This is a genomic window from Aeromonas sp. XH, from assembly GCF_033348475.1.
Lineage (GTDB): Bacteria > Pseudomonadota > Gammaproteobacteria > Enterobacterales > Aeromonadaceae > Aeromonas > Aeromonas sanarellii.
Genome location: NZ_CP137630.1, coordinates 3,217,091 through 3,239,049, shown reverse-complemented (window position 1 = coordinate 3,239,049; position 21,959 = coordinate 3,217,091). Strand labels below are relative to the sequence as shown.

Genomic DNA, 21,959 nt, shown 5'->3' with positions numbered 1-21,959 from the left:
AAAGACCCCGTTGAGTACCTTTTTGTCACGCATGGTCCGGCGCTTTCGTCCGTGAAAGAGCAAGCCAGTTAACCCATTGCTTTTCATGAGAAGAATTTACTTTTACCAGTCCCTTGTCAATTGCCATCAAGCAGCATTGCCACACATCCCCATTAAAAAATGCGGCCTGCTGGCAGTCGATGGCCGCGAGTTCGAGCCAGACGTTTTGCTGGTATTTGTCGCTGAGCTGCATGGCCCCCGACAGCGCCAGGTAGCAGAGGTCGAACAGGCCGTGGTGGTCGAGTGCCATGGCCGCCTTGGGCAGGAAGGGGTGGCTGACGATGCCGAGGCTGATGTGCCTGTCCAGCGGGTGTTCGCAGGGGAAGGCGGCCAGGGTGTCCAGCAGCTCCTGCGCCAGCTGGTGCAGCTGGGCCACGTGGCGCTGGGGCACCACATAGAGCAGATGTCCCTCGCGCAGGTCGTAGATGCGGCCATCCTTCGGGGTCAGTTTGGCGACGTAGTGGCCGAAGGCCTGCTCAATCTCGCGGCTGACCTGATAGCCATGCTGCTCTAGGCTGTTGACCAGGAAGGGCACCCGGAACAGCAGGTAGTGAAGCTTGTCGTCAAACTCGCTGGTGGGGCGCTCGCTCAGGTACCAGCGCTCGGACTTCTGCTGGCGCTTGGCCATCTCCCTCGGCCAGCGGCTCATCAGCCGCTGCCAGTTGGCCAGGCCGCTGCGCGGCTCCACCAGCAGGGCTTCCCCCAGCTGCTTGGCATTCAGGCGGGCGACCCTCAGCTTGAGCCAGAGGGTGAAGAACAGGTAGATGAAGAGCGCCAGCAGCAGCCCGGTGCTGACGCTGGACCAGAGGTAGCGCTCCTGCTGGTGCTGGCTCTGGTCGAGCTGCTGCTCCAGCTCCTTGACCTGCTGGGCCCGCTCCACCTGGGCATAGTTGTCGCGCACCGCCTCCTGCTCCAGCGCGATCTGCTGCTGGCGCACCAGCTCGCTGCGCTGATGAAAATTCTTGTAGCTCTCGAGGGCCTGCTGCAGGTAGCCCTTCTGCTCGTAGGCGATGGAGAGCAGGCGGAAGATCTCCAGCTGGCGCCGGATGTCGCCAATCCGGTTCGCCAGGGTCAGGGCGTTCTCCAGCTGCAGGATGGCGATCCCCGCCTCCTGCTGCTTGAGGTGGAGATCCCCGAGCAGCAGCAGGGTATCGATCAGGGACTCCTTGTCGTCCCCCAGCTCGTGGGACTGGCGCGCGGCATTCAGGTAGTTGCGGGCCAGGTTCAGGTTGCCGGTCTGCAGATAGGTCTTGCCAATCTCGAACTTGAGGTGGGCGATGCGGATGCGGTTGCTGTTCTCGTCCAGCAGATCCAGGGCATTGAAGAAATAGACCAGCGCCATGTTCATCTCCCCCAGATCGCGGTTGAGACGGGCGAGCACGATCAGGGCGTCGCTGAGCAGGGAGGGGTTGCCTAGGGCATGGAAGTAATTGGCCGCCTCGTTGGCGTATTGCAGCGCCTTCTGTGGCTCCTGTTCCGCTTGATAAAGGCTGACCATCTGGTTGGAGAGCAGGCCGAGGAACAGGGGATCCTGCAGATCCCTGGCCTGCTGCTGGGCATCGATATACTCCCCGAGGGCGAGCTGGGGCTGGCCCAGGGCCTGATAGAGATCGCCCCCCACGGCGCTGGTCCAGGCCCTGGCCAGGGGGTTCTTGGCCTGCTCGGCCCACTGGCGCGCCTCCGCCAGCTGGCGTTTGGCCAGATCGAACTGTCGCTCTTCCATGCTGGCGTTGACATGTAGCAGACGGGCGTAGACCTGCAATTGGCTCTCTTTGAGCGGGGGGCTGGCGAGCAGCTTGTCCAGCTTGTCGAGCTGGGCGGCGCCGGCACCGTGGGCGTGCAGCTGCAGGGTCTGGCTGCGGATCTGGAGGTAGAGGCCATGGGCGTGCAGCTCGAACTGCTGCTCCTTCTCGGCCATGGCGATGCCCTTCGCGAAGGACTCCTGGGCCGGTTTGAATTGCCCCAGCTGCTGCAGGCACTCTCCCTTGAGCAGGTAGGCCCCCGTGGTCTGGGTGGCGGAGCCGTAGTTCAGCATGGGCTCCCGATAACCGTACTCCTGGCGATTGCTGATGATCTGCTTGGGGTTGCTGGCCGTGCGTTCCAGAAAGGCGGTGGCGATCTGGACACATCTGGCGGGATCGGTCAGCACCAGGGTCTGGGCCTGCTGCAGATCGATGGACAACTGCTCCTTCGCCAGATCCAGATCCGGAGCCGACAGGGAGGACATCATCATTGCCAGAAAAAACAGTTGATTCATTGGATTAAGGACGGCACGGAGGTGCAGGCATGTTATCCAAGCCCACCCCCGCCCGTCCAGAGTTCATTGATGAGATGCGTGATGGGCCGGATGTGTCGGAACCCGAGTGCCCGGCTTACTGGCGGATGAGGCGCAGATTCGCGGGAACCGGCTCCCAGTCGCTGCGGAAGGGGTTGATGTCCAGTCCGCCGCGGCGGGTGTAGCGGGCGTGGACGGTCAGCTGTGTCGGGGCGCAGAAGTGCTTGAGATCGGTGAAGATGCGCTCGATGCACTGCTCGTGGAACTCGTTGTGCTGGCGGAACGAGATGAGGTAGCGCAAGAGCTTCTCCCGGTCGAGGCGCGAGCCGCGATAGCGGATCACCACGGAACCCCAGTCCGGCTGGCTGGTGACCAGGCAGTTGGACTTGAGCAGGTGGCTGTGCAGGGTCTCCTCCACGATCTCGGTGCCGGCGGCCCCTTGCAACAGGGTCTCGTCAAACTCGTAGCCGTCCACCTCGATATCCAGATCGTCGATGCATTCACCGGGCAGCTGCACTATCTGGTGGGGGGCCTCATCGAGGGTAAAGAGGGCGACGCTCACGGGGGCGCCGGCGCAGGCGCTCAGATCCTGAACCAGCAGCGCCTGTACCGCTTCCAGGGAGTCGCAGCGCGTCTGGTTGAAAGAGTTGAGGTAGAGCTTGAAGGATTTTGATTCGATGAGGTTCGGGCTGGCGGCGGGCACGGCCACCTCGCCGAGGGCGACCACGGGCTTGCCCTTGGCATTGAGCCAGGAGAGTTCGTACAGGGTCCAGACGTCGCAGCCCTCGAACGGCAGGGTCTCGCCAAGGCCCAGATCGTCGCGGTTCAGGCTGCGTGGCACAGGTTGCAGCAGACTCGGGGTGTACTGGCTGATGTAGGTGGACTGCTGCCCCAGGCTCAGGCCCTGCAGCGCACTGGCGCCGGCGTATCTCTCTTGTTTGCTCATGCTGGTTTGCTCACGCTTGTCTGACAAAGGGTTTGATGGTGCAATGGCCGGATTTTTCGGTCACTGTCTTGCGGCGATCAGAGGCCGCTATTGTGGGGAATATCGATGACGGATCAAGTCCTGTCTGCTCTGGAGCAGTTCTTTTTACGCTGGCAGCGCGATGGCGAGGCGAGACGGGGGCTGCCCCTGTGCGAGTGGGAGGCCGGGTGGCGCTCTCCCTGCGAGCTGGATGAGCCCAAAGAGGGGCGGGTGGCCTGGCGCCCCCACAGGCGCGACCAGCCTGCCGACTTCGCGGCCATGGCCGATGCCCTCGAGCTGACCCTGCATCCGAGCGCCCTTGCCCTGTTTGGTCACTGGTTCAGCCGCCCCCTTCCCTGTTCCTACAAGGGACTGCGCATCGAGCTGATCCTGCCGTGGAACGAGGACGATCTGGACCTGCTCAAGGAGAACCTCATCGGTCACCTGCTGATGCTGCGCAAGCTGCAGCGTTCCCCCTCGCTCTTCATCGCCACCACCCGCAACGAGATGACGCTGGTGTCGCTCGACAACGAGAGCGGCCAGGTATGGCTGGAGTGGCTGGACTCAGGTCGCCGCCTGGCGCTGGCCCCCTCGCTGCCGGCATTTCTGGCGCGGCTGGAGACCCTGCCCCATTGAGACGGGCAGGATGAGCAGGATGAGAGAGGGCCTTGCCATCTGGCAAGGCCCTCTCTTTTTATGGGGGCCGCGCCGGCGGCCCTAGTCCTTGAAGTCCCAGGAGAGGTTGGACACCAGGCGGCAGGGATCGCACTTGAAGTCGAAGATCTCGTGCAGGGGGGCGGCCAGCGCCCAGTCGCCGCCACAGCCGGGGCAGGGGCGGGCCCGCTCTTCGGCGGCGCTCAGGCCGCCGACCCGGTAGAGATAGTAATAGGTAGGGATGCCGCTCAGGGCCTCCAGTCGACTGACGAGATCGCTGCCCCGGCGTTGCAGCCGGCTGCCCACCTCGCCGATTTCGTGCAGGGCGGCGTGCTCGGCGATGGAGCCGTTCATCTGCAGCTGATCGCAGGCCTCCCAATCCTCCTGCCACTTGATGATCTGCTTGTGGTCGCCGTTGGCGACGGCAGGCAGCCGATAGAGCGGAATGGGGGCGAAATGGTCGCCGCAGCGCAGGGGAGAGCAGCTGTGCAGGAAGCTGGTATAGAGCAGCATCCAGCTCGGGCGCTCGCCCTCCTGGCCGCACGGATCCGTGCTGTCGGACAGCAGATCCATGCCCTGAAGCTGGAGTTTGGGAGCCAGCAGCCCGGCCTGGTGCAGGCCCTGTTCGGCCAGGGCCACCAGTTCGCTCTGATTGTCCGGGTGCAGGCTGTCCTGCTCCGGGCAGACCACCCGGCTGATGAAATGGCCTGGGTGCATGCTGGTGGGAAACTCCCGCCCCAGGATCTGCCCCTGGTAGCGCAGCATGTCGAGGTAGTGGACTATGGCCCGCTCGGCCTCCCCGAGGGAGGTATCGCGGTAGCACTCAAAGGTGAGTTCGAGGATGTACATGGTGACGCGTCAATCCCGCTTGTGGTCGAGCAGCAGGTCGGTGAGGCGATCAACCTTCTGCTCGAGCCGGGCGAGTTGTTCGCTCAGTTGCAGCAGGCTGACGGTTTCCGGGGCCGCAGGGGGCGTCGCGGGGACGCTGGCTGGCGCGGGCTCAGCCGACTGGGGCTGCTGCTTCCACTGGCTCAGCACCTTGAGCAGCTCGGCCATGGGCACGGGATGGCTGAGGCGGGCCTTGACCATGGCGGTGGAGGGGGTGATCCCCCTGGCACTGAGTTCGTTGGCTATCTGGATGATCTCTTGGGCTGACATCTTGGCTCCTGCGCGGCCGTCTTGCTGCTTGCGGATGGTGGCACAGAGCTTAATCAAAGCCTGCCCATCAGGAAAGCGGCGCGAGGGGGACTGGCTCAGCTGATTGACGTGGGGGGACGCCAGGGCGATTGAGATGTGACTGGGGGCTCTGCGCTAACCCAGAGCCCGGCTGCCGGGAAAGCGGGAGCGTCAGTGGGTCTGGCGCAGCATCACGTCCAGCTGATCGATGGCTTCCGCCCAGTCTGAGTCATTCCAGAGCGCATCGCGCAGGAAGCCCGCCTGGGAAGGGGTCCAGAACGGGGCCTCGGGCAGCAGGGTCTGGTTGTCCAGGGGGTGCTCGCGGATGAAGCGGTGCAGGCTGGTCTCGTCATTGGCCAGTCCCAGCTGGGCAAACAGGGCTGTCATGTCATGGGTCAGCAATTCCATCTCGGCGCTCCTTGCAGGGGGGGTGTCGAGAATTATAGCCAGCCCCCGGGGCCTTGACCCGGCCTAGGAGGGCAGACGATGGGGTGGCAGCTCGACCCCGGCGACGTGCAGCCCCTGCATGCACAGCTGGCCATGGTAATGGCTCTCGCCGTCGCTGGAGAACTCGAACTGGTAGTAGGTCAGCAGGCGCAGGGGCTTGTGCCCCAGCGCGCGATGGGTGCGTGCCAGCGACAGCAGTTGCAGGTCGTGGTGCTGGCAGTAGCGGCGCATGTATTGCCAGGCCAGCTCCGCCTGACGGCGCTGTTGCCAGAAGGCCCAGCCAACGAGGCCGAGCAGCAAGATCCCAAGCATTTCTCCCATCAACGGGTTCCTTCTGTGATGTCGGTGGGGCCCGGCTCCAGGAGGGGGGCGGGCCAGCAAGCGTTCCTACGCCGAGGCGAACAGGCGACCTATGGCCTGGCCGAGGGCCTCGCTGCGTGCGGGGTCGCGCAGTCTCGCCAGCATATCATTGCGCAGGGCCGGTAAAGTGACGAGCTCGGCAAATACCTGGTTGAAGAACTGGGTGGGTTGCAGGGCGAGCTGCTCGAGGAACAGGCCGAGCAGCGCCGGGCTTTTCAGATCGGGCCAGAGGCGGCCCGCGATGGCGAGCAGCAGGGAGGGGCTGGGACGGGTCTGCAGCAGGGTCAGCAGCTTGTTGCTGCGCAGCTCGTTGCCCGGGCAGGAGGCCAGGGCCCGGCACAGATAGGCCAGGGTCTCGGCATCGGGCTCGGCGCACTCCTGCTCCTTGCCGATGCGCTCCAGCAGCGCGCCTTGTAGGGCGGGGGGGAGGGGCGCGTTCTCCAGGCTCTGGCACAGGGCGTAGAGCGGTGCCTGCGGGAGCTTCGGCAACGCCTTGCACACCAGGGCCAGGTTGCGCTCATCCTGCAGCCGCTCCGCCAGATCGGCAAAGCCCTGCAGCCCCAGGTGCTGCCACCCCTCTTCCCCCGGCGCCGCCAGATAGTGGCAGAGCGCCTCGTAGTAGGCGGAAGGGGCCTGCTCCAGCTGGCGGGCCAGCTTGGCGTGCAGGCTGGCCATCTTGGCCTCGGCCGGACGGAAGGTGTAGGGGTTGTCGGCCAGACGCTGCGCCTTCTCCTCATCCAGCTCCCCGGTGAGCTTGTAACCCAGGGTCTCGACCACCTGGTCCATGAAGTGCTTGGGGCCGCTGGAGATGAGCAGGCCACGCTCATCGAGGGCAAACTTGAGGAACCAGAGGTAGTGTCTTGACTCGGCGGGCTGGAAGAAGTGCACGCCGAGCCAGGCATGTTGCTGCAACGGCCAGGGGTAGGGCTCCTGCTGCTGCTCGATGCGCACGAAGAGGTCGCTCGCCAGCGGGCGCACCTGGCGGCCCATGTCGAACAGCTGGAACTGGGTATCGGCCTGGGTCAGAAATTCGGTCAGCGTATTGATGGAAGACATGAGGAGATCCGGCTTGAAGGTGATGCCGGGGATTATAAGGAGGCTGCACCAGATAGCCAGTGGCGGTCGCAGCGGGCGAGAGGGCGACGGCAGCATGGCAGCCGTCCCGGGGGCGGTGTATAGTAACGCCCCTTTTTGATGGCTCTGTTGAGTGGGGCGCCGACAACTGTCGGCCGCACGATGAGGAAGTGAGATGAATCAATATCTGCTGGTCGCCGGCCTGCTGGGAGAGTTGACCGCCGAGTTGCAACGCCTGGAACGCTGGCAAGCCGAGCATCCGGGCAGCGAGGCGCTGGCAAGCGAGCTGCCGTTCTGCGTCGATACCCTGAGTTTCGATCAGTGGCTGCAATTCGTGCTGATCCCCCGCATGGAGCAGCTGGTGCTGCTGCAGGCGCCGTTGCCGACCAGCGTCTCCCTCTACCCCATGGCGAGCGAAGTCTACAAGGAAGAGCTGGCCGAGGTGGAAGCCCTGCTGCGTCTGATCGCCCGCTTCGATCTGCTGCTCTCCGGCAAAGTGGTCGAGCAATGATGGGTGAGCCGGTCAGCGCAGAGAACGCCTTGGTACCGACCCTGCTCTATCAGGATGACTGGCTGGTGGCGGTCAACAAGCCGTCGGGTCTCCTGGTGCACCGCAGCTGGCTCGACAAGGGGGAGACCCGCTTCGCCATGCAGATGACCCGGGATCTCATCGGCGGTCGCCATGTCTATCCGGTACACAGGCTCGACAGGCCCACTTCTGGGGTGCTGCTGTTTGCGCTGGATCCGGCGGTGGCCCGCACCCTGACCGAGGCCTTTGCTGCCCGTCAGGTCCACAAGGAGTACCTGGCACTGGTGCGGGGATGGGCCCCCGAGGAGGGGCTCATCGATTACCCGCTCAAGGAGCAGCTGGACAAGATAGCCGACGCCATGAGCGACCCGGATCGCCCCGCCCAGGAGGCGGTGACCGCGTTTCGCCGCCTGCACAGGGTCGAGCTGCCCCATGCGGTCTCCAAGAAGCATCCCACCAGCCGCTACAGCCTGGTACGGCTCTTCCCCAAGACGGGGCGCAAGCACCAGCTGCGCCGCCACCTGGATCACCTGTTCCATCCCATCGTCGGCGACACCACCCATGGCGATGGCCGGCATAACCGCTTCTTTCGCGAGCACTACGGCTGCGACAGGCTGCTGCTGATCGCCCACCGCTTGAGCTTCGAGCATCCCGTACTCAAGGTGCCGATGCGGATCCAGGCGCCGTTGGGGTCCCAGGTGCTGCAGCTGTTCGCCGAACTGGGCTGGCCCGCCAGCGAGAGCGACTACGGCGTCTGAGTCAGTCTTCATCTGTTTCCTCTGACCGGGCTGTGGCATGCTGTAGGCCAGGTCCGTCAGAGGAATGACTTATGGCTCAACGAGATACTTCTCCCTTCACCGCGTGTCATCATGTCCAGCCTGGGGGAAATCCCCCGAGCATCCCGCCCGAAGCGGGCCAGCCTCTTCCCCTGAGGAGTCGCTGATGGCCGAGATCGACATCCTGGTCGGCACAGTCTATGGCGCCGCCATGCTGGTGGCCGAGACCCTGAGCGACCACCTGCAAGCCAGCGGCCATGTCTGCCGTATCTTCGACGAGGCCGAACTGGAGGACATCGATGCCTCCCGTTTTCTGCTGATCGTCAGCGCCACCACGGGGCAGGGCGATATTCCCCCCAACTTGCAACCCTTTGCCAGCGCCCTGGCCGATCGTGCTCCTTATATGAAGGGGTGGCGCTATGCCCTCATCGCCATGGGGGACAGCAGCTATGAGCATTTCTGCGGGGCGGGGCGAAGGCTGGATGAGTTGTTGCAGGAGCTGGCGGCCGTTCCCCTGATACCGCGTCTGGAGATAGACGCGACTGTGGTGGATGAGCCAGAGGTGGCGGCGCTGGCCTGGCTGAAAACCTGGGAAAATAGGCTGTAGCCGGATTGGCGCATATTTTAAATGTCTCCCCCGTGAGCCTGCTGACGGGGGAGCATTATTTTGGGACTCATTGCTTCTGCTCTCAAATATTATCCTGTCTGACTGCCGGTTATTTTTCTCTCGAACAGAGTGCACCGACAGACCCATATTCATCAAAAACGCGACAAACCAGAAAATTAAAAGTTCCCCATTGAAAGCGATTTCAATCATGTTTTTGCCACTGAATGACTGGTTTTTAACTTAACTCTCATCGCAAATTAATGTTTGAATGCATTTTTAATGGTCTGTTGTTGCTGTGATTGGCTCTTTCTGGGTGATTTGTTGTTCTTGTTCTGCTTTTCTTGACTAACTCTCTCTCCTGTGGATTGAGGGGGGCGATTTGTCACCATTTTGTGAATCAGCTCATGTTTGTGGCGAAACCGGGTACATATAATCGACCTCGGTTATCACCAAAACGTTTTTCCGGTGATAAGAACTTGAATATCAGGATCACACTCCTCTCAGCGGGAATAAGGAAAATGAAAATGAAAGCAAAGTGGCTCCCGATCGCTGCAGCAGTTACCGCAGCCCTGGCTTCCCAAGCCGCCTTCGCCGTTGATTTCCACGGCTACTTCCGTTCAGGTGTCGGTGTTTCCGGTGACGGGGACATGGTCAAATACAACGTCAACAAGGTCGGTCGTCTGGGTAACGAAAACGACACCTACGGCGAAGTACAACTCGGTCAGGAAGTCTTCAACAAAGACGGCAAGACTTTCTATGTAGACTCCATGTTTGCAATGACTTCCAACGGTTCCAACGACTGGGAAGGTACCGGTACCGTCTGCAACTTCGACGCCAAGCAGTGCAACGGCGACTCCGAATTCGCTCTGCGTCAGTTCAACGTGCAAGCCAAGGGCCTGCTGGGCTTCGCGCCGGAAGCCACCCTCTGGGCTGGCAAGCGCTTCTACCAGCGTCACGACATCCATATCTCTGACTTCTACTACTGGAACATCTCTGGTCCGGGTGCCGGTATCGAAGGTATCCAGGCTGGTCCGGGCAAGCTCTCCCTGGCTTGGGTCCGCAACGACCGCAGCGCTGCTGACGTATTCGGCCAGTACACCGAAACCAGCCCCGGCGTCTTCCAGAAGAACGAAGATCTGAACGTCAACACCCTGGACGTGCGTTATGCCGGCATCCCGCTGTGGCAAGACGGCTCCCTGGAAGTGGGCGCCATGTATGCTCTGGTCAATGAGACCGAAGCCCAGAAAGATCTGAAAAACGACAACATGAAAGACGGTCTCATGCTGACCGCCGAACTGACCCAGGGCATCTTCGGTGGCTTCAACAAGACCGTGCTGCAGTACGGTACCGAAGGCTACTCCAAGACCATGGCTTACTACGGTGATGGTTCCTGGTACGGTGCCGAGGCCAAAGACGGTGCCGACGGCTACCGCTTCATCAACTGGGGCGTCATCCCGATGGGTAACTCCTGGGAGATGGGCCACCAGCTGGTCTACGGTGTAGGCAACGAGATGTGGAGCGGCCACGACAAGACCGAAACCCTGTCTGCCGTTATCCGTCCGATGTACAAGTGGGATGACTTCAACAAGACCATCTTCGAGGGTGGTGTGTTCAAGGACAAGACCAGCTACAACAACGGCGGCAGCGACAAGGATGGTGGTTACAAGCTGACCCTGGCTCAGGCCTGGTCTGCCGGCTCCAGCTTCTGGGCCCGTCCGGAAATCCGTGTGTTCGCCTCCTACCTGGCTGACACCGAAGCCGATTCCAGCGGTAGCAAGAACAGCTTCGAAGGCGGCACTTCCGATGACACCTGGCAAGTGGGTGTACAAGCAGAAGCTTGGTGGTAAGCAGTATCTTCAGTTAAGTTAGTCACTGCCCCCTTATGGGGGCAGTTTTGTTTCGCTGGATTTGGCAACCGGGTTATGGAGATAAGAAGAATGAAACTGGTAAAGATGTCTATCGCGGCCGTGGTTACCGCGCTGTTGGCCGGCTGTTCCGGTAGCATGGTCGTGCCCGTGCAGGAGCACGCCTCCATCCTGAGCAATGCCGACCAGGCCAAGCAGGCGCTCTCCCAGACGACGAGCTGCTGCCAGGATTTCAACGAATTCAATTATGTTTCTCTGCCGGAAGGCGAGACGCTGCTGACCATAGATGGCAAGCAGCCCAGTTATCAGTTCGACGAGGGGATGAGCTACTTTGCCGCCTATCGCCTGCCCGTCAATACCGGCAACCTGGCCATCACGCTGGCGTCCCAGGTGAGCAAGACGGTGATGATTCCCAAGGTGATCATGCTGGATGCCCAGTTCAAGGTGACTCGCGTATTGGGTGAGTCCGTATTCAGTTATCAACCCGCCCACCTGCTCGACAATGACAGGATCGAAGGCAAGGTGTTCGTGGACCGCAGCATGCCGGGCAATCCCGCCAGCGAAACCTATATGGTCATATATGCCCCGGGGAATGAGCTGTCCGGCAGCACTACCATCTTGCACCCGGCCAAGGCCTTTGCCCGTGCCAATGGCACGGTCGAGCCGGATATCAAGGATCCCGTGATCCCGCATTCACCCTGGGGCCTGGTGCAGATCAAGGCTGTCGACATGGCCAAGGGGCAGGGTATCGAGGCCGTCTTCAAGCCCGAATATTCGGACAAGGTGGCGATGAGTCAGGCCAAGCCGGCCACAACAGCCGTGGCTGCCTCGGCCGTCACCACGGCGGCAGTGGCCGCAGCACCGAGTACGCCGGCTCCCGCCATGCTGAGCGAGACCGAGAGCTTCTACAACGCCCAGATCGAGAAGGCGGTGAAGGCCGGGGATATCGACAAGGCGATGCAACTGGTGAATGAAGCGGAACGTGCCGGGTCAACCAAGGCGAAATCCGTCTTTATTGATGCGGTGAAACGGTCACAAAAGAACTAAATATCCTGACTTATTTAAATTGCTATTTGTTGGAGGCCTCCCTTGTTGGAGGCCTTTTTAATCGGTAGACTTGATAATATAAAGCAGCGCTTGGTTACGTTTAGTTACATTGGGTTTCTCTGTGTATTATTTTGTTTCTCCTTGATTTATTTTGAAGTGGTTTTTTTCTTTTTGCGGTATTGCTATAACAACGCGAAATAATATTCAAGATTACACCCTTCCTGCTTATTTATTATCTTGTGATCTCTCCTCCAAATTTATTATTCCCTTGTCCTCGGTAGAGGCAATTCCATATCTGCTGGGTTATATTCTGGTGGTCAAAATAAGCAACCCGGGAAACGCTCCAGTACAATCGCGGATGAAGCAGGTGGTCATCCATAAACTGTACGGGGTCGTTGTCGGAAAAAAAATCCATTCAGGAGCGCACACATGTTAAAAAATGCATTCTCTAATCTGCAAAAGGTCGGTAAGGCGCTGATGCTGCCTGTATCGGTCTTGCCCGTAGCAGGTATTCTGCTGGGGGTGGGGGCTGCCCACTTCAGCTGGCTGCCGGAAATCGTCTCCCAACTGATGGAGCAGGCCGGTGGTTCCGTCTTCGGCCAGATGGCTCTGCTGTTTGCCGTGGGCGTCGCTCTCGGCTTCACCAATAACGACGGTGTATCCGGCCTGTCCGCCATCGTCGGCTACGGCATCATGGTCGCCACCCTGAAGGTGATGGCCCCTGTGATGGGCGTCGAGAGCATCGATACCGGTGTGCTGGGCGGTATCCTCGCCGGTGGTGTTGCCGCCTGGGCGTTCAACCGCTTCTACAAGATCCAGCTGCCCGAGTACCTCGGCTTCTTCGCAGGCAAGCGTGCCGTGCCCATCATCACCGGTTTCGTCTCCATCGGTCTGGGTGTGGTCCTCTCCTTCATCTGGCCGCCGATCGGTGGTGCCATCGGTGCCTTCTCCGACTGGGCTGCCAACCAGAACCCGGTTCTGGCCTTCGGTATCTACGGCGTGGTTGAGCGCTCCCTGATCCCGTTCGGTCTGCACCACATCTGGAACGTGCCTTTCTTCTACCAGGCGGGTACCTGTGTTAACGCCGCCGGTGAAACCGTGCACGGCATCATGACCTGCTTCCTGACCGCGGACGATGCGTCCCGCGCTGCCGGTAACGGCTTCGGTCAGCTGGCCGGTGGTTACCTGTTCAAGATGTTCGGTCTGCCTGCCGCTGCGTTTGCCATCGCACACGCTGCCAAGCCGGAAAACCGTGCCAAGATCGTCGGTATCATGGCCTCTGCCGCCCTGACCTCCTTCCTGACCGGTATTACCGAACCTATCGAGTTTTCCTTCCTGTTCGTGGCTCCGGTGCTGTACGCCATTCACGCGCTGCTGGCGGGTCTGGCCTATGTCCTGACCAACACGCTGGGTGTCGTGCACGGTCACACCTTCTCCAACGGCTTCATCGACTTCGTGGTGCAATCACCCCGTGCCGACAACATGCTGCTGCTGGTGGGTCTGGGTCTGGTTTACGCCGTCATCTACTACGTGGTCTTCACCGTGGTGATCCGTGCCATGAACCTGAAGACGCCGGGTCGCGAAGATGAGAGCGCACAAGAGTCCTCTGCCGGTCAGAGCAAGGATGAGATGTCTGCCGCTCTGGTCTCCGCCTTCGGTGGCAAAGAGAACATCGCCTCCCTGGACGCCTGCATCACCCGTCTGCGTGTCGGTGTGAAGGACGTGGCCAAGGTTGACCAGGCTGGTCTGAAGAAGCTGGGCGCTGCCGGTGTGGTGGTTGCCGGTTCCGGTGTACAGGCCATCTTCGGCACCAAGTCCGACAACCTGAAAACCGACATGGACATCTGGATGAAGAGCAACTAATCCCTGCTTTCATACCGAGTTCCGAAAGGGGAGGCACAAGCCTCCCTTTTTGCTGCCCGCCGTTCAGGAGTCGGCATCATCGCGCAGGGTCCCGGGCCTGGCTTGTGGCGTAGGGCTGGCCAGCGGCCATAAAAAAGGCGCCTGATGGCGCCTTTTTGAATGGAATGGGGTCAGAGTTTCTCCAGATCCCGCTCAATCTCGCTGATCTTGTTCTGTACCACCTTCTCCAGATGGCGCAGGTCCCGCAGTATCTTCTGCTTGATGTCCGGATCGGCCTGGGTCTGTCCGCCCTGGGTCAGGCTGTCGAGTTCATCCACCACGTACTTGAGGTTGGCGTTGATCTCGGTGACGTCCTTGTATTCATGGGTACCCGAGTTGACCAGCATGGTCTTGCGCTGGCGGGGATACTTGAACTTGACGCTCTTGGCGAAGAACTCGCCCTTCTGCTTCTTGAAATAGATCTTGAGAATGTCGTGGTTGGCCTCCTGGCGCAGGGTGTAGCTGTCCACTGAGGTGGGTTCCTGGATCCCCAGGCTCTTCAGATTCTCGTACATCGGGCTTCCTTGGTTTGAAACGATCCTGACCTGTTTATCTTACCCGAGTCGGGCCCGCTTGCCTGTGACAGGTGCGCCAAATTCAGGAGGGGCTCAAAGGAGTGCTGTGTTCAGGGGATGGATCATGGGAAGAGCCCCTTGCCGCTATCGCCGCCTGGCGAAGTGATGAAGAGACTCTCGTTGGTGTATTGGAAAAACGGGTGCGGGCGGGACAAGAGCAACAAAAAAGGCGCCATCAGGCGCCCTTTTAATCACGGCCAAGAGGATTACTCGTCGATGGAACGCAGCAGGGCGTTGATGCCGACCTTGGCGCGGGTCTTGGCATCCACCTTCTTGACGATGACGGCGGCGTACAGGCTGTACTTGCCGCACTTGGAGGGCAGGGAGCCGGAGACGACCACGGAGCCGGCCGGGACGCGGCCATAGTGGATCTCGCCGGTTTCACGGTCATAGATACGGGTGGACTGGCCGATGAAGACACCCATGGAGATGACGGAGCCCTCCTCGACGATCACCCCTTCCACCACCTCGGAACGGGCACCGATGAAGCAGTTGTCTTCGATGATGGTCGGGTTGGCCTGCAGCGGCTCCAGCACGCCACCGATGCCGACGCCGCCGGAGAGGTGCACGTTCTTGCCGATCTGGGCGCAGGAGCCCACGGTGGCCCAGGTGTCGACCATGGTGCCTTCATCCACGAAGGCGCCGATGTTGACGTAGGAGGGCATCAGCACGGTATTGGGGGCGATGAAGGAGCCCTTGCGCGCGGTGGCCGGCGGCACTACGCGTACACCGGCGGCCTTGAACTGTTCGGCGCTGTAGTCGGAGAACTTGAGGGGAACCTTGTCGTAGTACTGGGCGTCGTCGCCCTTGATGATGCCGTTGTCATTGATGCGGAAATAGAGCAGCACCGCCTTCTTCAGCCACTGGTGGACGACCCACTCGCCGGCGATCTTCTCGGCGACGCGGGCCTTGCCGGAGTCCAGCAGATCGATGGCCTCCAGGATGGCGGCCTTGGTGGCGGCATCGACGGAGCCGGGGGTGATGGAGTCACGGCGCTCGAAGGCCGCTTCTATGGTCTGTTGCAACTGGGTCATGACAAGTTTCCTCTAAAAAATTCTGTTTGTTGTATCACACTTTTCCAATTGTTTTTAAGGGCTCTCGCCGATTTCTTGAGAAGAAAGGCGATTTATTGTGCTTGAGTGGCCCAACCACTTGTTATGATTGAAAAATTAATACGAGATAAAGGCTCTTATGGGGCCTTCCTCCGGCCTGTTCAGCCCTCCGCCTCGCCGGATTCCTGCGGGTTGAGCTGATTGACCAACCGCTCTTCCAGCGCCTGCTGCTCGGCCTGGTTCAGGGGCTCCCCGGCCAGGGTGGTGAGGCTGAAGAAGTCTTCCACCCGCTCGCCTATGGTGGTGATCTTGGCGGCGTGCAGCGACAGGCCGCATTGCTGGAACACGGCACCGATGCGGGCCAGCAGGCCAGGGGTATCCAGTGCCGTCAGCTCCAGCAGGGTGTGACGGTTTTCGCCCCTGTGGGGCAGAAACACCACCCGGGTCGGCACGCTGAACTGGCGGTGGCGCCGTGACAGGGGCTTGCTGCGCAGCACCAGCTTGCCCGGCTCCTGCAGCGCCTTCTCCAGCGCCTTCTTGATGGTGGCGGTGCGGTTGGGGCTGATGGGTTCGCCGCTCGGTTCCAGCACGATGAAGGTGTCCAGCACATAGTCGTTGCGCGAGTTCATGATCTGGGCGTCGTGGATGCTCAGGTTCTTCTGATCCAGTGCCGAGGCCACGGTGGCGAACAGGTTGGGCATGTCGCGGCAATAGATGAACACCTCGCTGCCGCCCCGGATGGGGTGCTTGCCGATGAGCACCAGGGGCGCCGGGTTGTCGCCGTGGGCGATGATCTTGCGGCAGTGCCAGGCGATCTGCTCCGGACTGTGGCGCAGGAAGTAGTCGGCCTTGAAGTCGTTCCAGAGGGCGTTGACCGCATCCAGGGATACCTCGCGCTGGGCCAGGATCTGCCGTGCCTGACGCTGGTTCTCGCGGATCTTGAGCCGCATGTCCGGCGGGTTCTCCAGACCCTGGCGCAGGGCCTTCTGGGTGGCGAAGTAGAGCTCCCGCAGCAGGGTCCCCTTCCAGTCGTTCCACAGGGTGTCGTTGGTGGCGCAGATGTCCGCCACGGTCAGGCAATAGAGCAGATCGAGGTGTAATTCGTCGCGCACCTTCTGGGCAAAGTCGGTGACCACGTCCGGATCGTAGATGTCGCGGCGCTGGGCGGTGACCGACATCAGCAGGTGGTGGCGCACCAGCCAGGCGACCAGCCGGCTCTCGTAGCGATCCAGCCCGTGCAACTGGCAGAACTCCAGCGCATCCACGGCGCCGAGTTCGGAGTGATCCCCCCGCCGCCCCTTGGCGATGTCGTGGAACAGGGCCGCGATGCTGAGCAGCTCGGGCTTGCGCAGCTGGGTGAATACCTCGTGGCAGAGCGGGTGGGTCTGGCGGCTGGCCGGGTTGGGGAAGCGATGGATGTTCTGGAGCAGCCTGTGGGTGTGTTCGTCCACCGTGTAGGCGTGGAACATGTCGAACTGCATCTGGCCGACGATGAGGTTCCACTGGGGCAGGTAGGCCGCGAGGATCCCGTACTTGTGCATGAGCGTGAGCGGCTGGCCGATGCCGTTGGGGTGGCGCAGCAGCGCCATGAAGAGGCGGCGGCACTCGGGCAGATCCTGCAGCCAGCAGCTCAGGGTGCGCCTGGCCTCGCGCAACTGGCGCAGGGTGGCGGAGTGGATGCCGGCGATCTCCGGGTGCTGGGCTATCTGGTAGAAGAGCCGCAGGATGGCGGCCGGATCCCGGCCGAACAGTTCGGAATCCACCGCATCGATGAGGCGACCGCGCAGCTGGAACTCGTCGCTGATGCGGCGCACGTCCATGGCGGTGTTGCCGAGGATCGCCTCGTCAAACAGTTGCAGCAGCATCTCGTTGAGCTCGGCCACCCGCCGCACCGTCTGGTAGAAGCGCTTCATCATCTGCTCGACCGGGGTATTGCCTTCCCCCTCGAAGCCCAGCATCTGGGCCACGGTGCGCTGGCGGTCGAACAGCAGGCGGTTGTCCCCCTTGTTGATGGCCATGTGCAGGGCGAAGCGCACCTTCCAGAGGAAGTTCTGGCAGTCGAGCAGTTCGCGGTACTCGGCCCGGTTGAGGAAACCGTGACTGGTCATCTCGAACAGGGTGGTGGCGCCGAAGTGGCGGCGGGCGACCCAGGCCAGGGTCTGGATGTCGCGCAGGCCCCCCGGATTGTTCTTGAGATCCGGCTCCAGCTTGTAGGCGGTGCCGAGGAACTGCTGGTGGCGCAGGGCCTGCTCTTCGCGCTTGGCGCGGAAGAAAGCCTCGCTCGGCCAGAAATGCTGGGGCTGGGTGGCGGCCTGCAACTGTTCGAACCCCGCCAGGCGACCCGTGATGTAGCGCGCCTCGATGAGGTTGGTGGCGACCGTGATGTCGGCGCGCCCCTGCTCGATGCACTCGGCCACGTTGCGCACCGATTGCCCCACTTCCAGCTTGAGATCCCACAAGAGGGTGATGAACTCGCCGATGCGCAGCCCCAGCACCTCGTCCAGTTCATCCCCTTCGTAGAGCAGCAGCAGGTCGATGTCGGAGTGGGGGTGCAGCTCGCCCCGGCCATAGCCACCCACCGCAATGAGGGTGAGTTCCGTCTTGTCGAAGCCGAACTTGTGCCACAGCCTCGTCAGCAGCGCGTCCATGTATTCGGAGCGGGTGGCCACCAGTTCGATGATGTTGTCACCGGCATCGAAGCGCTCGTGCAACCAGGCGAGGAAGCGGCTCAGGTACTCCTTGCAGTTGTCGCGGGTGAGCTGATCGTCGGGCAACAGGTGGGGGGAAAGCAGGCTGGCATCCATGGCATCTCGCACTCTCGGTCTGGCCGGATAAAGAGCAACCCCGGCGTGCGGCCGGGGTTGAATGTCAAACGTGGCGGATAACGCGCTCGATGGTGTCGTCGGGGCGCAGGGTCAGCACCTCGCAGCCGTCCTCGGTCACCAGCAGGGTGTGTTCCCACTGGGCTGAGTCGCCGCCATCCTTGGTGGTGACGGTCCAGCCATCCTTCGGGTTGACCTTGCAGTGGTACTTCTTGCTGTTGACCATGGGCTCGATGGTGAAGCACATGCCAGGTTTCAGCTCCAGCTTGCCTCCGTTGCGGTAGTGCAGGATCTGCGGCTCCTCGTGGAATTCGGCGCCGATGCCGTGGCCGCAGTAGTCGCGCACCACGGAGAAGCCGGCCTGCTCGACGATGGGCTGGATCACGGCGCCGATCTCGGTGATGCACATGCCGGGGCGTACCCGCTTGATGGCGGCGTAGAGGCTATCCTGGGCCACTTTGCACAGCTGGCGGCGCAGGGGAGTGGTCTGGCCCACGATGAACATGGCGGAGGTGTCGCCGTGATAGCCGTCCTTGATGACGGTGATGTCCAGGTTGATGATGTCCCCTTCCCGCAGTTTCTTGTGGTTGGGGATGCCGTGGCAGATGACATCGTTCACCGAAGTGCAGATGGACTTGGGGAAGCCGTGGTAATTCAGCGGCGCGGGGATGGCCTGCTGTACGTCGACGATGTGGTTGTGGCACAGGGTGTTCAGTTCGTCGGTGGTGACGCCCGCCTTGACGTGGGGGGCGATCATGACCAGCACGTCGGCGGCCAGCTGGCCGGCAACGCGCATTTTTTCAATCTCTTCCGGTGTCTTGATTTTAATGGACATGGGATCTCTCTTGGGGCCCGATCGCGCATCCGTTGATGTCCGGCAATCGGGTAATGAAAAATAGATGCGTTTGCAATCAGGGCGAAATTTTATCCCCAACCCCCGTTTACTTCCAGTGTGATCGTCATCGCAACGTCATCAGGCGGTCGCACCCTGGTTCGGGATCCATTTTTAGCGCCCTGGCTGGTGGTGTCGTGACCAAACTTATGGTATAAAGCGCGCCGGAATGGGGAACTTGTCTTCCCATACCATCACCCTTACTCAAACAACACACACACATCGACACCTGTACCGGGGTGCCCCTCTGGGGTCGGTTACATGGGATGTGTGGAGGCCTAACCCCAATACAGAGGTATAAAATGGCTAAAGTTTCTATGCGCGACATGCTGCAAGCCGGCGTTCACTTCGGTCACCAGACCCGTTACTGGAACCCGAAAATGAAGTCCTACATCTTCGGCGCCCGCAGCAAGGTTCACATCATCAACCTGGAAAAAACCGTTCCGATGTTTGACGATGCCATGAACTTCATCAGCTCCGTAGCTGCCAAGAAAGGCAAGGTACTGTTCGTTGGTACCAAGCGTGCCGCGTCTGAAGCCGTTAAAGAAGCCGCTGAGCGTTGCGACCAGTTCTATGTTAACCACCGCTGGCTGGGCGGCATGCTGACCAACTGGAAAACCGTTCGTCAGTCCATCAAGCGCCTGAAAGATCTGGAAACCCAGAGCCAGGACGGTACCTTCGACAAGCTGACCAAGAAAGAGGCGCTGATGCGTACTCGCGAAATGGACAAGCTGGAGAAGAGCCTGGGTGGTATCAAGAACATGGGCGGCCTGCCTGACGTTCTGTTCGTTGTCGACGCCGACCACGAGCACATCGCTATCAAAGAAGCCAACAACCTGGGTATCCCGGTAGTTTCCATCGTTGATACCAACTCCAACCCGGACGGCGTTGACTATGTCATCCCGGGTAACGACGACGCTATCCGTGCCGTACAGCTGTACCTGAACGCTGCTGCTGACACCGTTCTGGAAGCCCGTGAGCAGGACATCGTTGTTCAAGCCGAACAAGATGGCTTCGTTGAAGCTGAGTAATTGATAAGGACTGCAAAGCCCTTATTAACCAAGCTGATGTAATTGGTTAGCAGGGGCCCTTGTGGCCCCTGTTTCTTGTCAATTCAAGACCGAGGATACTGGACATGGCAAACATTTCTGCCGCCCTGGTAAAAGAACTGCGCGAGCGCACCGCCGCTGGCATGATGGATTGCAAAAAAGCGCTGGAAGAAGCCAACGGTGACATCGAACTGGCTATCGAGAACATGCGTAAATCCGGTCAGGCCAAGGCCGCCAAGAAAGCGGGCCGTATCGCCGCCGAAGGCGTGATCTTCGCCCGTACCGAAGGCAACGTTGCCGTCATGATCGAGCTGAACTGCGAGACTGACTTCGTTTCCAAGGATGCCGGTTTCCTGGCCATGGGTCAGAAGATCGTCGAGATCGCCGCTACCCAGAAAATCGCTGACGTTGACGCGCTGAAAGCCGCCGACTTCGGCAACGGTGAGTCCGTCGAGCTGACCATCACCAACCTGATCGCCAAGATCGGTGAGAACATGAACCTGCGTCGCGTGATGCTGGTTGAAGGTGACAACCTGGGCACCTACGTTCACGGCTCCCGCATCGGTGTTATCACCAAGCTGGCCGGTGGCTCCGAAGAGCTGGCCAAAGATCTGGCCATGCACGTCGCTGCCAACAGCCCGCAATTCGTCAAGCCGGAAGACGTGTCTGCCGAAGTCGTTGCCAAAGAGCGCGAAATCCAGATCGACATCGCCATCAACTCCGGCAAGCCGAAAGAAATCGCCGAGAAGATGGTTGAAGGCCGCATGAAGAAGTTCACCGGTGAGGTTTCCCTGACTGGTCAGCCGTTCGTGAAGGATCCTTCCATGACCGTTGCCGAGCTGCTGAAGAAAGAAGGCGCTGACGTTGTTTCCTTCACCCGTTTCGAAGTGGGCGAAGGCATCGAGAAGCAAGAGACCGACTTCGCTGCTGAAGTAGCAGCCCAGATCGCGGCCGCTCAGAAGGCCTAATCGAACCGGTTTTTCCGTTTCCCCAGACCGCGACTTATGTCGCGGTCTTTATATGACCAGGAATCAGTGACATGAGTACCAATCCCAAGCCTGCATACAGACGTGTTCTTCTGAAGTTGAGTGGTGAAGCCCTGCAAGGATCCGAGGGTTTCGGCATTGATCCGGCGGTGCTGGAACGGATGGCCCAAGAGATCAAAGAGCTGGTTGAGCTGGGTGTTCAGGTCGGTCTGGTCATCGGTGGCGGCAACCTGTTCCGTGGTGCCGGCCTCGCCAAGGCGGGCATGAACCGCGTGGTGGGTGACCACATGGGCATGCTGGCGACCGTCATGAACGGCCTGGCCATGCGTGATGCCCTGCATCGTGCTTATGTGAATGCTCGCCTGATGTCGGCCATCTCCCTGCAGGGGGTCTGCGACTCCTACAGCTGGGCAGAGGCCATCAGCCAGCTGCGCGCCGGCAAGGTGGTGATCTTCTCCGCCGGTACCGGCAACCCCTTCTTTACCACCGACTCGGCAGCCTGCCTGCGCGGCATCGAGATCGAAGCCGACGTCGTGCTCAAGGCCACCAAGGTCGATGGTGTGTTCACCGACGATCCGGTCAAGAACCCGGATGCCGTGCTCTATCAGGAACTGAGTTATGATGAAGTTCTTGAAAAAGAACTCAAAGTGATGGATCTTGCTGCTTTTACCCTGGCCCGCGACCACGATCTGCCGATCCGGGTGTTCAACATGAACAAACCGGGCGCGCTGCGCCGCGTGATCATGGGTGAGCCGGAAGGTACCCTGATCCACCAGGCCAGCAAGTAAGGCAAGTGTGAGCCCCAGGCTCGCTTGTCCATTACGCCAGTCAACAAGATAGATATGGGCCGCCCGCCGGCTCGTTCGCC

At 60.8% G+C, this 21,959-nt stretch carries 21 protein-coding genes; 10 read left to right on the top strand and 11 right to left on the bottom strand.

The window, feature by feature from the left end:
* Positions 1-25: 25 nt before the first annotated feature.
* Together R2B70_RS14810 and queF are read right to left on the bottom strand one after the other, a co-directional pair.
* Entirely contained in the window at positions 26-2,296 is a 2,271-nt protein-coding gene (locus tag R2B70_RS14810; RefSeq protein ID WP_318161864.1) for a hypothetical protein, read from the bottom strand.
* Positions 2,297-2,411: 115 nt separating this feature from the next.
* Positions 2,412-3,260 carry an NADPH-dependent 7-cyano-7-deazaguanine reductase QueF gene (queF, locus tag R2B70_RS14805; RefSeq protein ID WP_318161863.1) on the bottom strand — a complete coding sequence of 283 codons (849 nt, stop codon included), beginning with the start codon at positions 3,258-3,260 and terminating at the stop codon, positions 2,412-2,414.
* 105 nt (positions 3,261-3,365) lie between these two features.
* Here queF and syd point away from each other — a divergent pair, with 105 nt between their 5' ends.
* A complete protein-coding gene (gene syd, locus R2B70_RS14800; RefSeq protein WP_318161862.1) occupies positions 3,366-3,914 on the top strand; it encodes a SecY-interacting protein in 549 nt (182 codons plus the stop codon).
* Between the two features lie 81 nt (positions 3,915-3,995).
* Here syd and R2B70_RS14795 read toward each other — a convergent pair whose 3' ends face one another.
* The 5 genes from R2B70_RS14795 to R2B70_RS14775 form a co-directional block, all read right to left on the bottom strand.
* Positions 3,996-4,781: a Zn-ribbon-containing protein gene (locus R2B70_RS14795; protein ID WP_200164414.1), complete on the bottom strand. Its 786-nt coding sequence runs from the start codon at positions 4,779-4,781 to the stop codon at positions 3,996-3,998.
* 9 nt (positions 4,782-4,790) lie between these two features.
* Positions 4,791-5,090 (bottom strand): DNA-binding protein, encoded by a 300-nt coding sequence (locus tag R2B70_RS14790; RefSeq protein ID WP_200164413.1) that lies wholly within the window; start codon positions 5,088-5,090, stop codon positions 4,791-4,793.
* A gap of 189 nt (positions 5,091-5,279) precedes the next feature.
* Positions 5,280-5,516 carry a DUF2789 domain-containing protein gene (locus R2B70_RS14785; RefSeq protein WP_042074744.1) on the bottom strand — a complete coding sequence of 79 codons (237 nt, stop codon included), beginning with the start codon at positions 5,514-5,516 and terminating at the stop codon, positions 5,280-5,282.
* Between the two features lie 63 nt (positions 5,517-5,579).
* A complete protein-coding gene (locus R2B70_RS14780) occupies positions 5,580-5,876 on the bottom strand; it encodes a DUF3301 domain-containing protein (protein ID WP_216990815.1) in 297 nt (98 codons plus the stop codon).
* A 66-nt stretch (positions 5,877-5,942) separates the two neighbouring features.
* Entirely contained in the window at positions 5,943-6,971 is a 1,029-nt protein-coding gene (locus R2B70_RS14775; protein ID WP_216990814.1) for a DUF3549 family protein, read from the bottom strand.
* A gap of 193 nt (positions 6,972-7,164) precedes the next feature.
* Here R2B70_RS14775 and R2B70_RS14770 point away from each other — a divergent pair, with 193 nt between their 5' ends.
* The 6 genes from R2B70_RS14770 (at position 7,165) to ptsG (ending at position 13,676) form a co-directional block, all read left to right on the top strand.
* A complete protein-coding gene (locus R2B70_RS14770) occupies positions 7,165-7,500 on the top strand; it encodes a YqcC family protein (RefSeq protein WP_042074742.1) in 336 nt (111 codons plus the stop codon).
* A complete protein-coding gene (truC, locus tag R2B70_RS14765) occupies positions 7,500-8,276 on the top strand; it encodes a tRNA pseudouridine(65) synthase TruC (RefSeq protein ID WP_318163362.1) in 777 nt (258 codons plus the stop codon). Before R2B70_RS14770 ends, truC begins: the two co-directional genes overlap by 1 nt.
* Before the next feature lie 184 nt (positions 8,277-8,460).
* Positions 8,461-8,901 carry a flavodoxin gene (locus R2B70_RS14760; RefSeq protein ID WP_042074738.1) on the top strand — a complete coding sequence of 147 codons (441 nt, stop codon included), beginning with the start codon at positions 8,461-8,463 and terminating at the stop codon, positions 8,899-8,901.
* Positions 8,902-9,425: 524 nt separating this feature from the next.
* Entirely contained in the window at positions 9,426-10,748 is a 1,323-nt protein-coding gene (locus R2B70_RS14755; RefSeq protein ID WP_042074737.1) for a maltoporin, read from the top strand.
* 90 nt (positions 10,749-10,838) lie between these two features.
* Positions 10,839-11,813 (top strand): MalM family protein, encoded by a 975-nt coding sequence (locus R2B70_RS14750; protein WP_042074735.1) that lies wholly within the window; start codon positions 10,839-10,841, stop codon positions 11,811-11,813.
* Between the two features lie 429 nt (positions 11,814-12,242).
* Positions 12,243-13,676, top strand: coding sequence for a PTS glucose transporter subunit IIBC (ptsG, locus tag R2B70_RS14745; protein ID WP_042074733.1), 1,434 nt, complete (start codon positions 12,243-12,245; stop codon positions 13,674-13,676).
* A 170-nt stretch (positions 13,677-13,846) separates the two neighbouring features.
* Here ptsG and R2B70_RS14740 read toward each other — a convergent pair whose 3' ends face one another.
* The 4 genes from R2B70_RS14740 to map form a co-directional block, all read right to left on the bottom strand.
* A complete protein-coding gene (locus tag R2B70_RS14740) occupies positions 13,847-14,230 on the bottom strand; it encodes a DUF3461 family protein (protein ID WP_042074730.1) in 384 nt (127 codons plus the stop codon).
* A gap of 266 nt (positions 14,231-14,496) precedes the next feature.
* Entirely contained in the window at positions 14,497-15,324 is an 828-nt protein-coding gene (dapD, locus tag R2B70_RS14735) for a 2,3,4,5-tetrahydropyridine-2,6-dicarboxylate N-succinyltransferase (RefSeq protein ID WP_025327920.1), read from the bottom strand.
* 179 nt (positions 15,325-15,503) lie between these two features.
* Positions 15,504-18,146: a bifunctional uridylyltransferase/uridylyl-removing protein GlnD gene (gene glnD, locus R2B70_RS14730; RefSeq protein ID WP_318161861.1), complete on the bottom strand. Its 2,643-nt coding sequence runs from the start codon at positions 18,144-18,146 to the stop codon at positions 15,504-15,506.
* A 64-nt stretch (positions 18,147-18,210) separates the two neighbouring features.
* A complete protein-coding gene (gene map, locus R2B70_RS14725) occupies positions 18,211-18,999 on the bottom strand; it encodes a type I methionyl aminopeptidase (protein WP_318161860.1) in 789 nt (262 codons plus the stop codon).
* A gap of 359 nt (positions 19,000-19,358) precedes the next feature.
* On the opposite strand from map, the gene rpsB reads away from it, so the two are divergent.
* The 3 genes from rpsB to pyrH all read left to right on the top strand — a co-directional run bounded on the left by rpsB (position 19,359) and on the right by pyrH (position 21,879).
* Entirely contained in the window at positions 19,359-20,087 is a 729-nt protein-coding gene (gene rpsB / locus R2B70_RS14720; RefSeq protein WP_042074723.1) for a 30S ribosomal protein S2, read from the top strand.
* 104 nt (positions 20,088-20,191) lie between these two features.
* Positions 20,192-21,073, top strand: a complete 882-nt coding sequence (tsf, locus tag R2B70_RS14715) for a translation elongation factor Ts (protein ID WP_042074720.1) — start codon at positions 20,192-20,194, stop codon at positions 21,071-21,073.
* Positions 21,074-21,144: 71 nt separating this feature from the next.
* Positions 21,145-21,879, top strand: coding sequence for a UMP kinase (pyrH, locus tag R2B70_RS14710; protein ID WP_010673405.1), 735 nt, complete (start codon positions 21,145-21,147; stop codon positions 21,877-21,879).
* Positions 21,880-21,959 lie beyond the last annotated feature (80 nt).

What these genes read in the sequence shown, in the direction of transcription:
- glnD (WP_318161861.1), bottom strand. Translation starts at nt 18,146, where the DNA reads ATGGATGCCAGCCTGCTTTCCCCCCACCTGTTGCCCGACGATCAGCTC.
- R2B70_RS14775 (WP_216990814.1), bottom strand. Translation starts at nt 6,971, where the DNA reads ATGTCTTCCATCAATACGCTGACCGAATTTCTGACCCAGGCCGATACC.
- R2B70_RS14750 (WP_042074735.1), top strand. Translation starts at nt 10,839, where the DNA reads ATGAAACTGGTAAAGATGTCTATCGCGGCCGTGGTTACCGCGCTGTTG.
- truC (WP_318163362.1), top strand. Translation starts at nt 7,500, where the DNA reads ATGGGTGAGCCGGTCAGCGCAGAGAACGCCTTGGTACCGACCCTGCTC.
- R2B70_RS14770 (WP_042074742.1), top strand. Translation starts at nt 7,165, where the DNA reads ATGAATCAATATCTGCTGGTCGCCGGCCTGCTGGGAGAGTTGACCGCC.
- R2B70_RS14790 (WP_200164413.1), bottom strand. Translation starts at nt 5,090, where the DNA reads ATGTCAGCCCAAGAGATCATCCAGATAGCCAACGAACTCAGTGCCAGG.
- R2B70_RS14740 (WP_042074730.1), bottom strand. Translation starts at nt 14,230, where the DNA reads ATGTACGAGAATCTGAAGAGCCTGGGGATCCAGGAACCCACCTCAGTG.
- queF (WP_318161863.1), bottom strand. Translation starts at nt 3,260, where the DNA reads ATGAGCAAACAAGAGAGATACGCCGGCGCCAGTGCGCTGCAGGGCCTG.
- R2B70_RS14795 (WP_200164414.1), bottom strand. Translation starts at nt 4,781, where the DNA reads ATGTACATCCTCGAACTCACCTTTGAGTGCTACCGCGATACCTCCCTC.
- R2B70_RS14780 (WP_216990815.1), bottom strand. Translation starts at nt 5,876, where the DNA reads ATGGGAGAAATGCTTGGGATCTTGCTGCTCGGCCTCGTTGGCTGGGCC.
- rpsB (WP_042074723.1), top strand. Translation starts at nt 19,359, where the DNA reads ATGGCTAAAGTTTCTATGCGCGACATGCTGCAAGCCGGCGTTCACTTC.
- R2B70_RS14810 (WP_318161864.1), bottom strand. Translation starts at nt 2,296, where the DNA reads ATGAATCAACTGTTTTTTCTGGCAATGATGATGTCCTCCCTGTCGGCT.
- map (WP_318161860.1), bottom strand. Translation starts at nt 18,999, where the DNA reads ATGTCCATTAAAATCAAGACACCGGAAGAGATTGAAAAAATGCGCGTT.
- R2B70_RS14785 (WP_042074744.1), bottom strand. Translation starts at nt 5,516, where the DNA reads ATGGAATTGCTGACCCATGACATGACAGCCCTGTTTGCCCAGCTGGGA.
- R2B70_RS14760 (WP_042074738.1), top strand. Translation starts at nt 8,461, where the DNA reads ATGGCCGAGATCGACATCCTGGTCGGCACAGTCTATGGCGCCGCCATG.
- R2B70_RS14755 (WP_042074737.1), top strand. Translation starts at nt 9,426, where the DNA reads ATGAAAGCAAAGTGGCTCCCGATCGCTGCAGCAGTTACCGCAGCCCTG.
- tsf (WP_042074720.1), top strand. Translation starts at nt 20,192, where the DNA reads ATGGCAAACATTTCTGCCGCCCTGGTAAAAGAACTGCGCGAGCGCACC.
- syd (WP_318161862.1), top strand. Translation starts at nt 3,366, where the DNA reads ATGACGGATCAAGTCCTGTCTGCTCTGGAGCAGTTCTTTTTACGCTGG.
- pyrH (WP_010673405.1), top strand. Translation starts at nt 21,145, where the DNA reads ATGAGTACCAATCCCAAGCCTGCATACAGACGTGTTCTTCTGAAGTTG.
- ptsG (WP_042074733.1), top strand. Translation starts at nt 12,243, where the DNA reads ATGTTAAAAAATGCATTCTCTAATCTGCAAAAGGTCGGTAAGGCGCTG.
- dapD (WP_025327920.1), bottom strand. Translation starts at nt 15,324, where the DNA reads ATGACCCAGTTGCAACAGACCATAGAAGCGGCCTTCGAGCGCCGTGAC.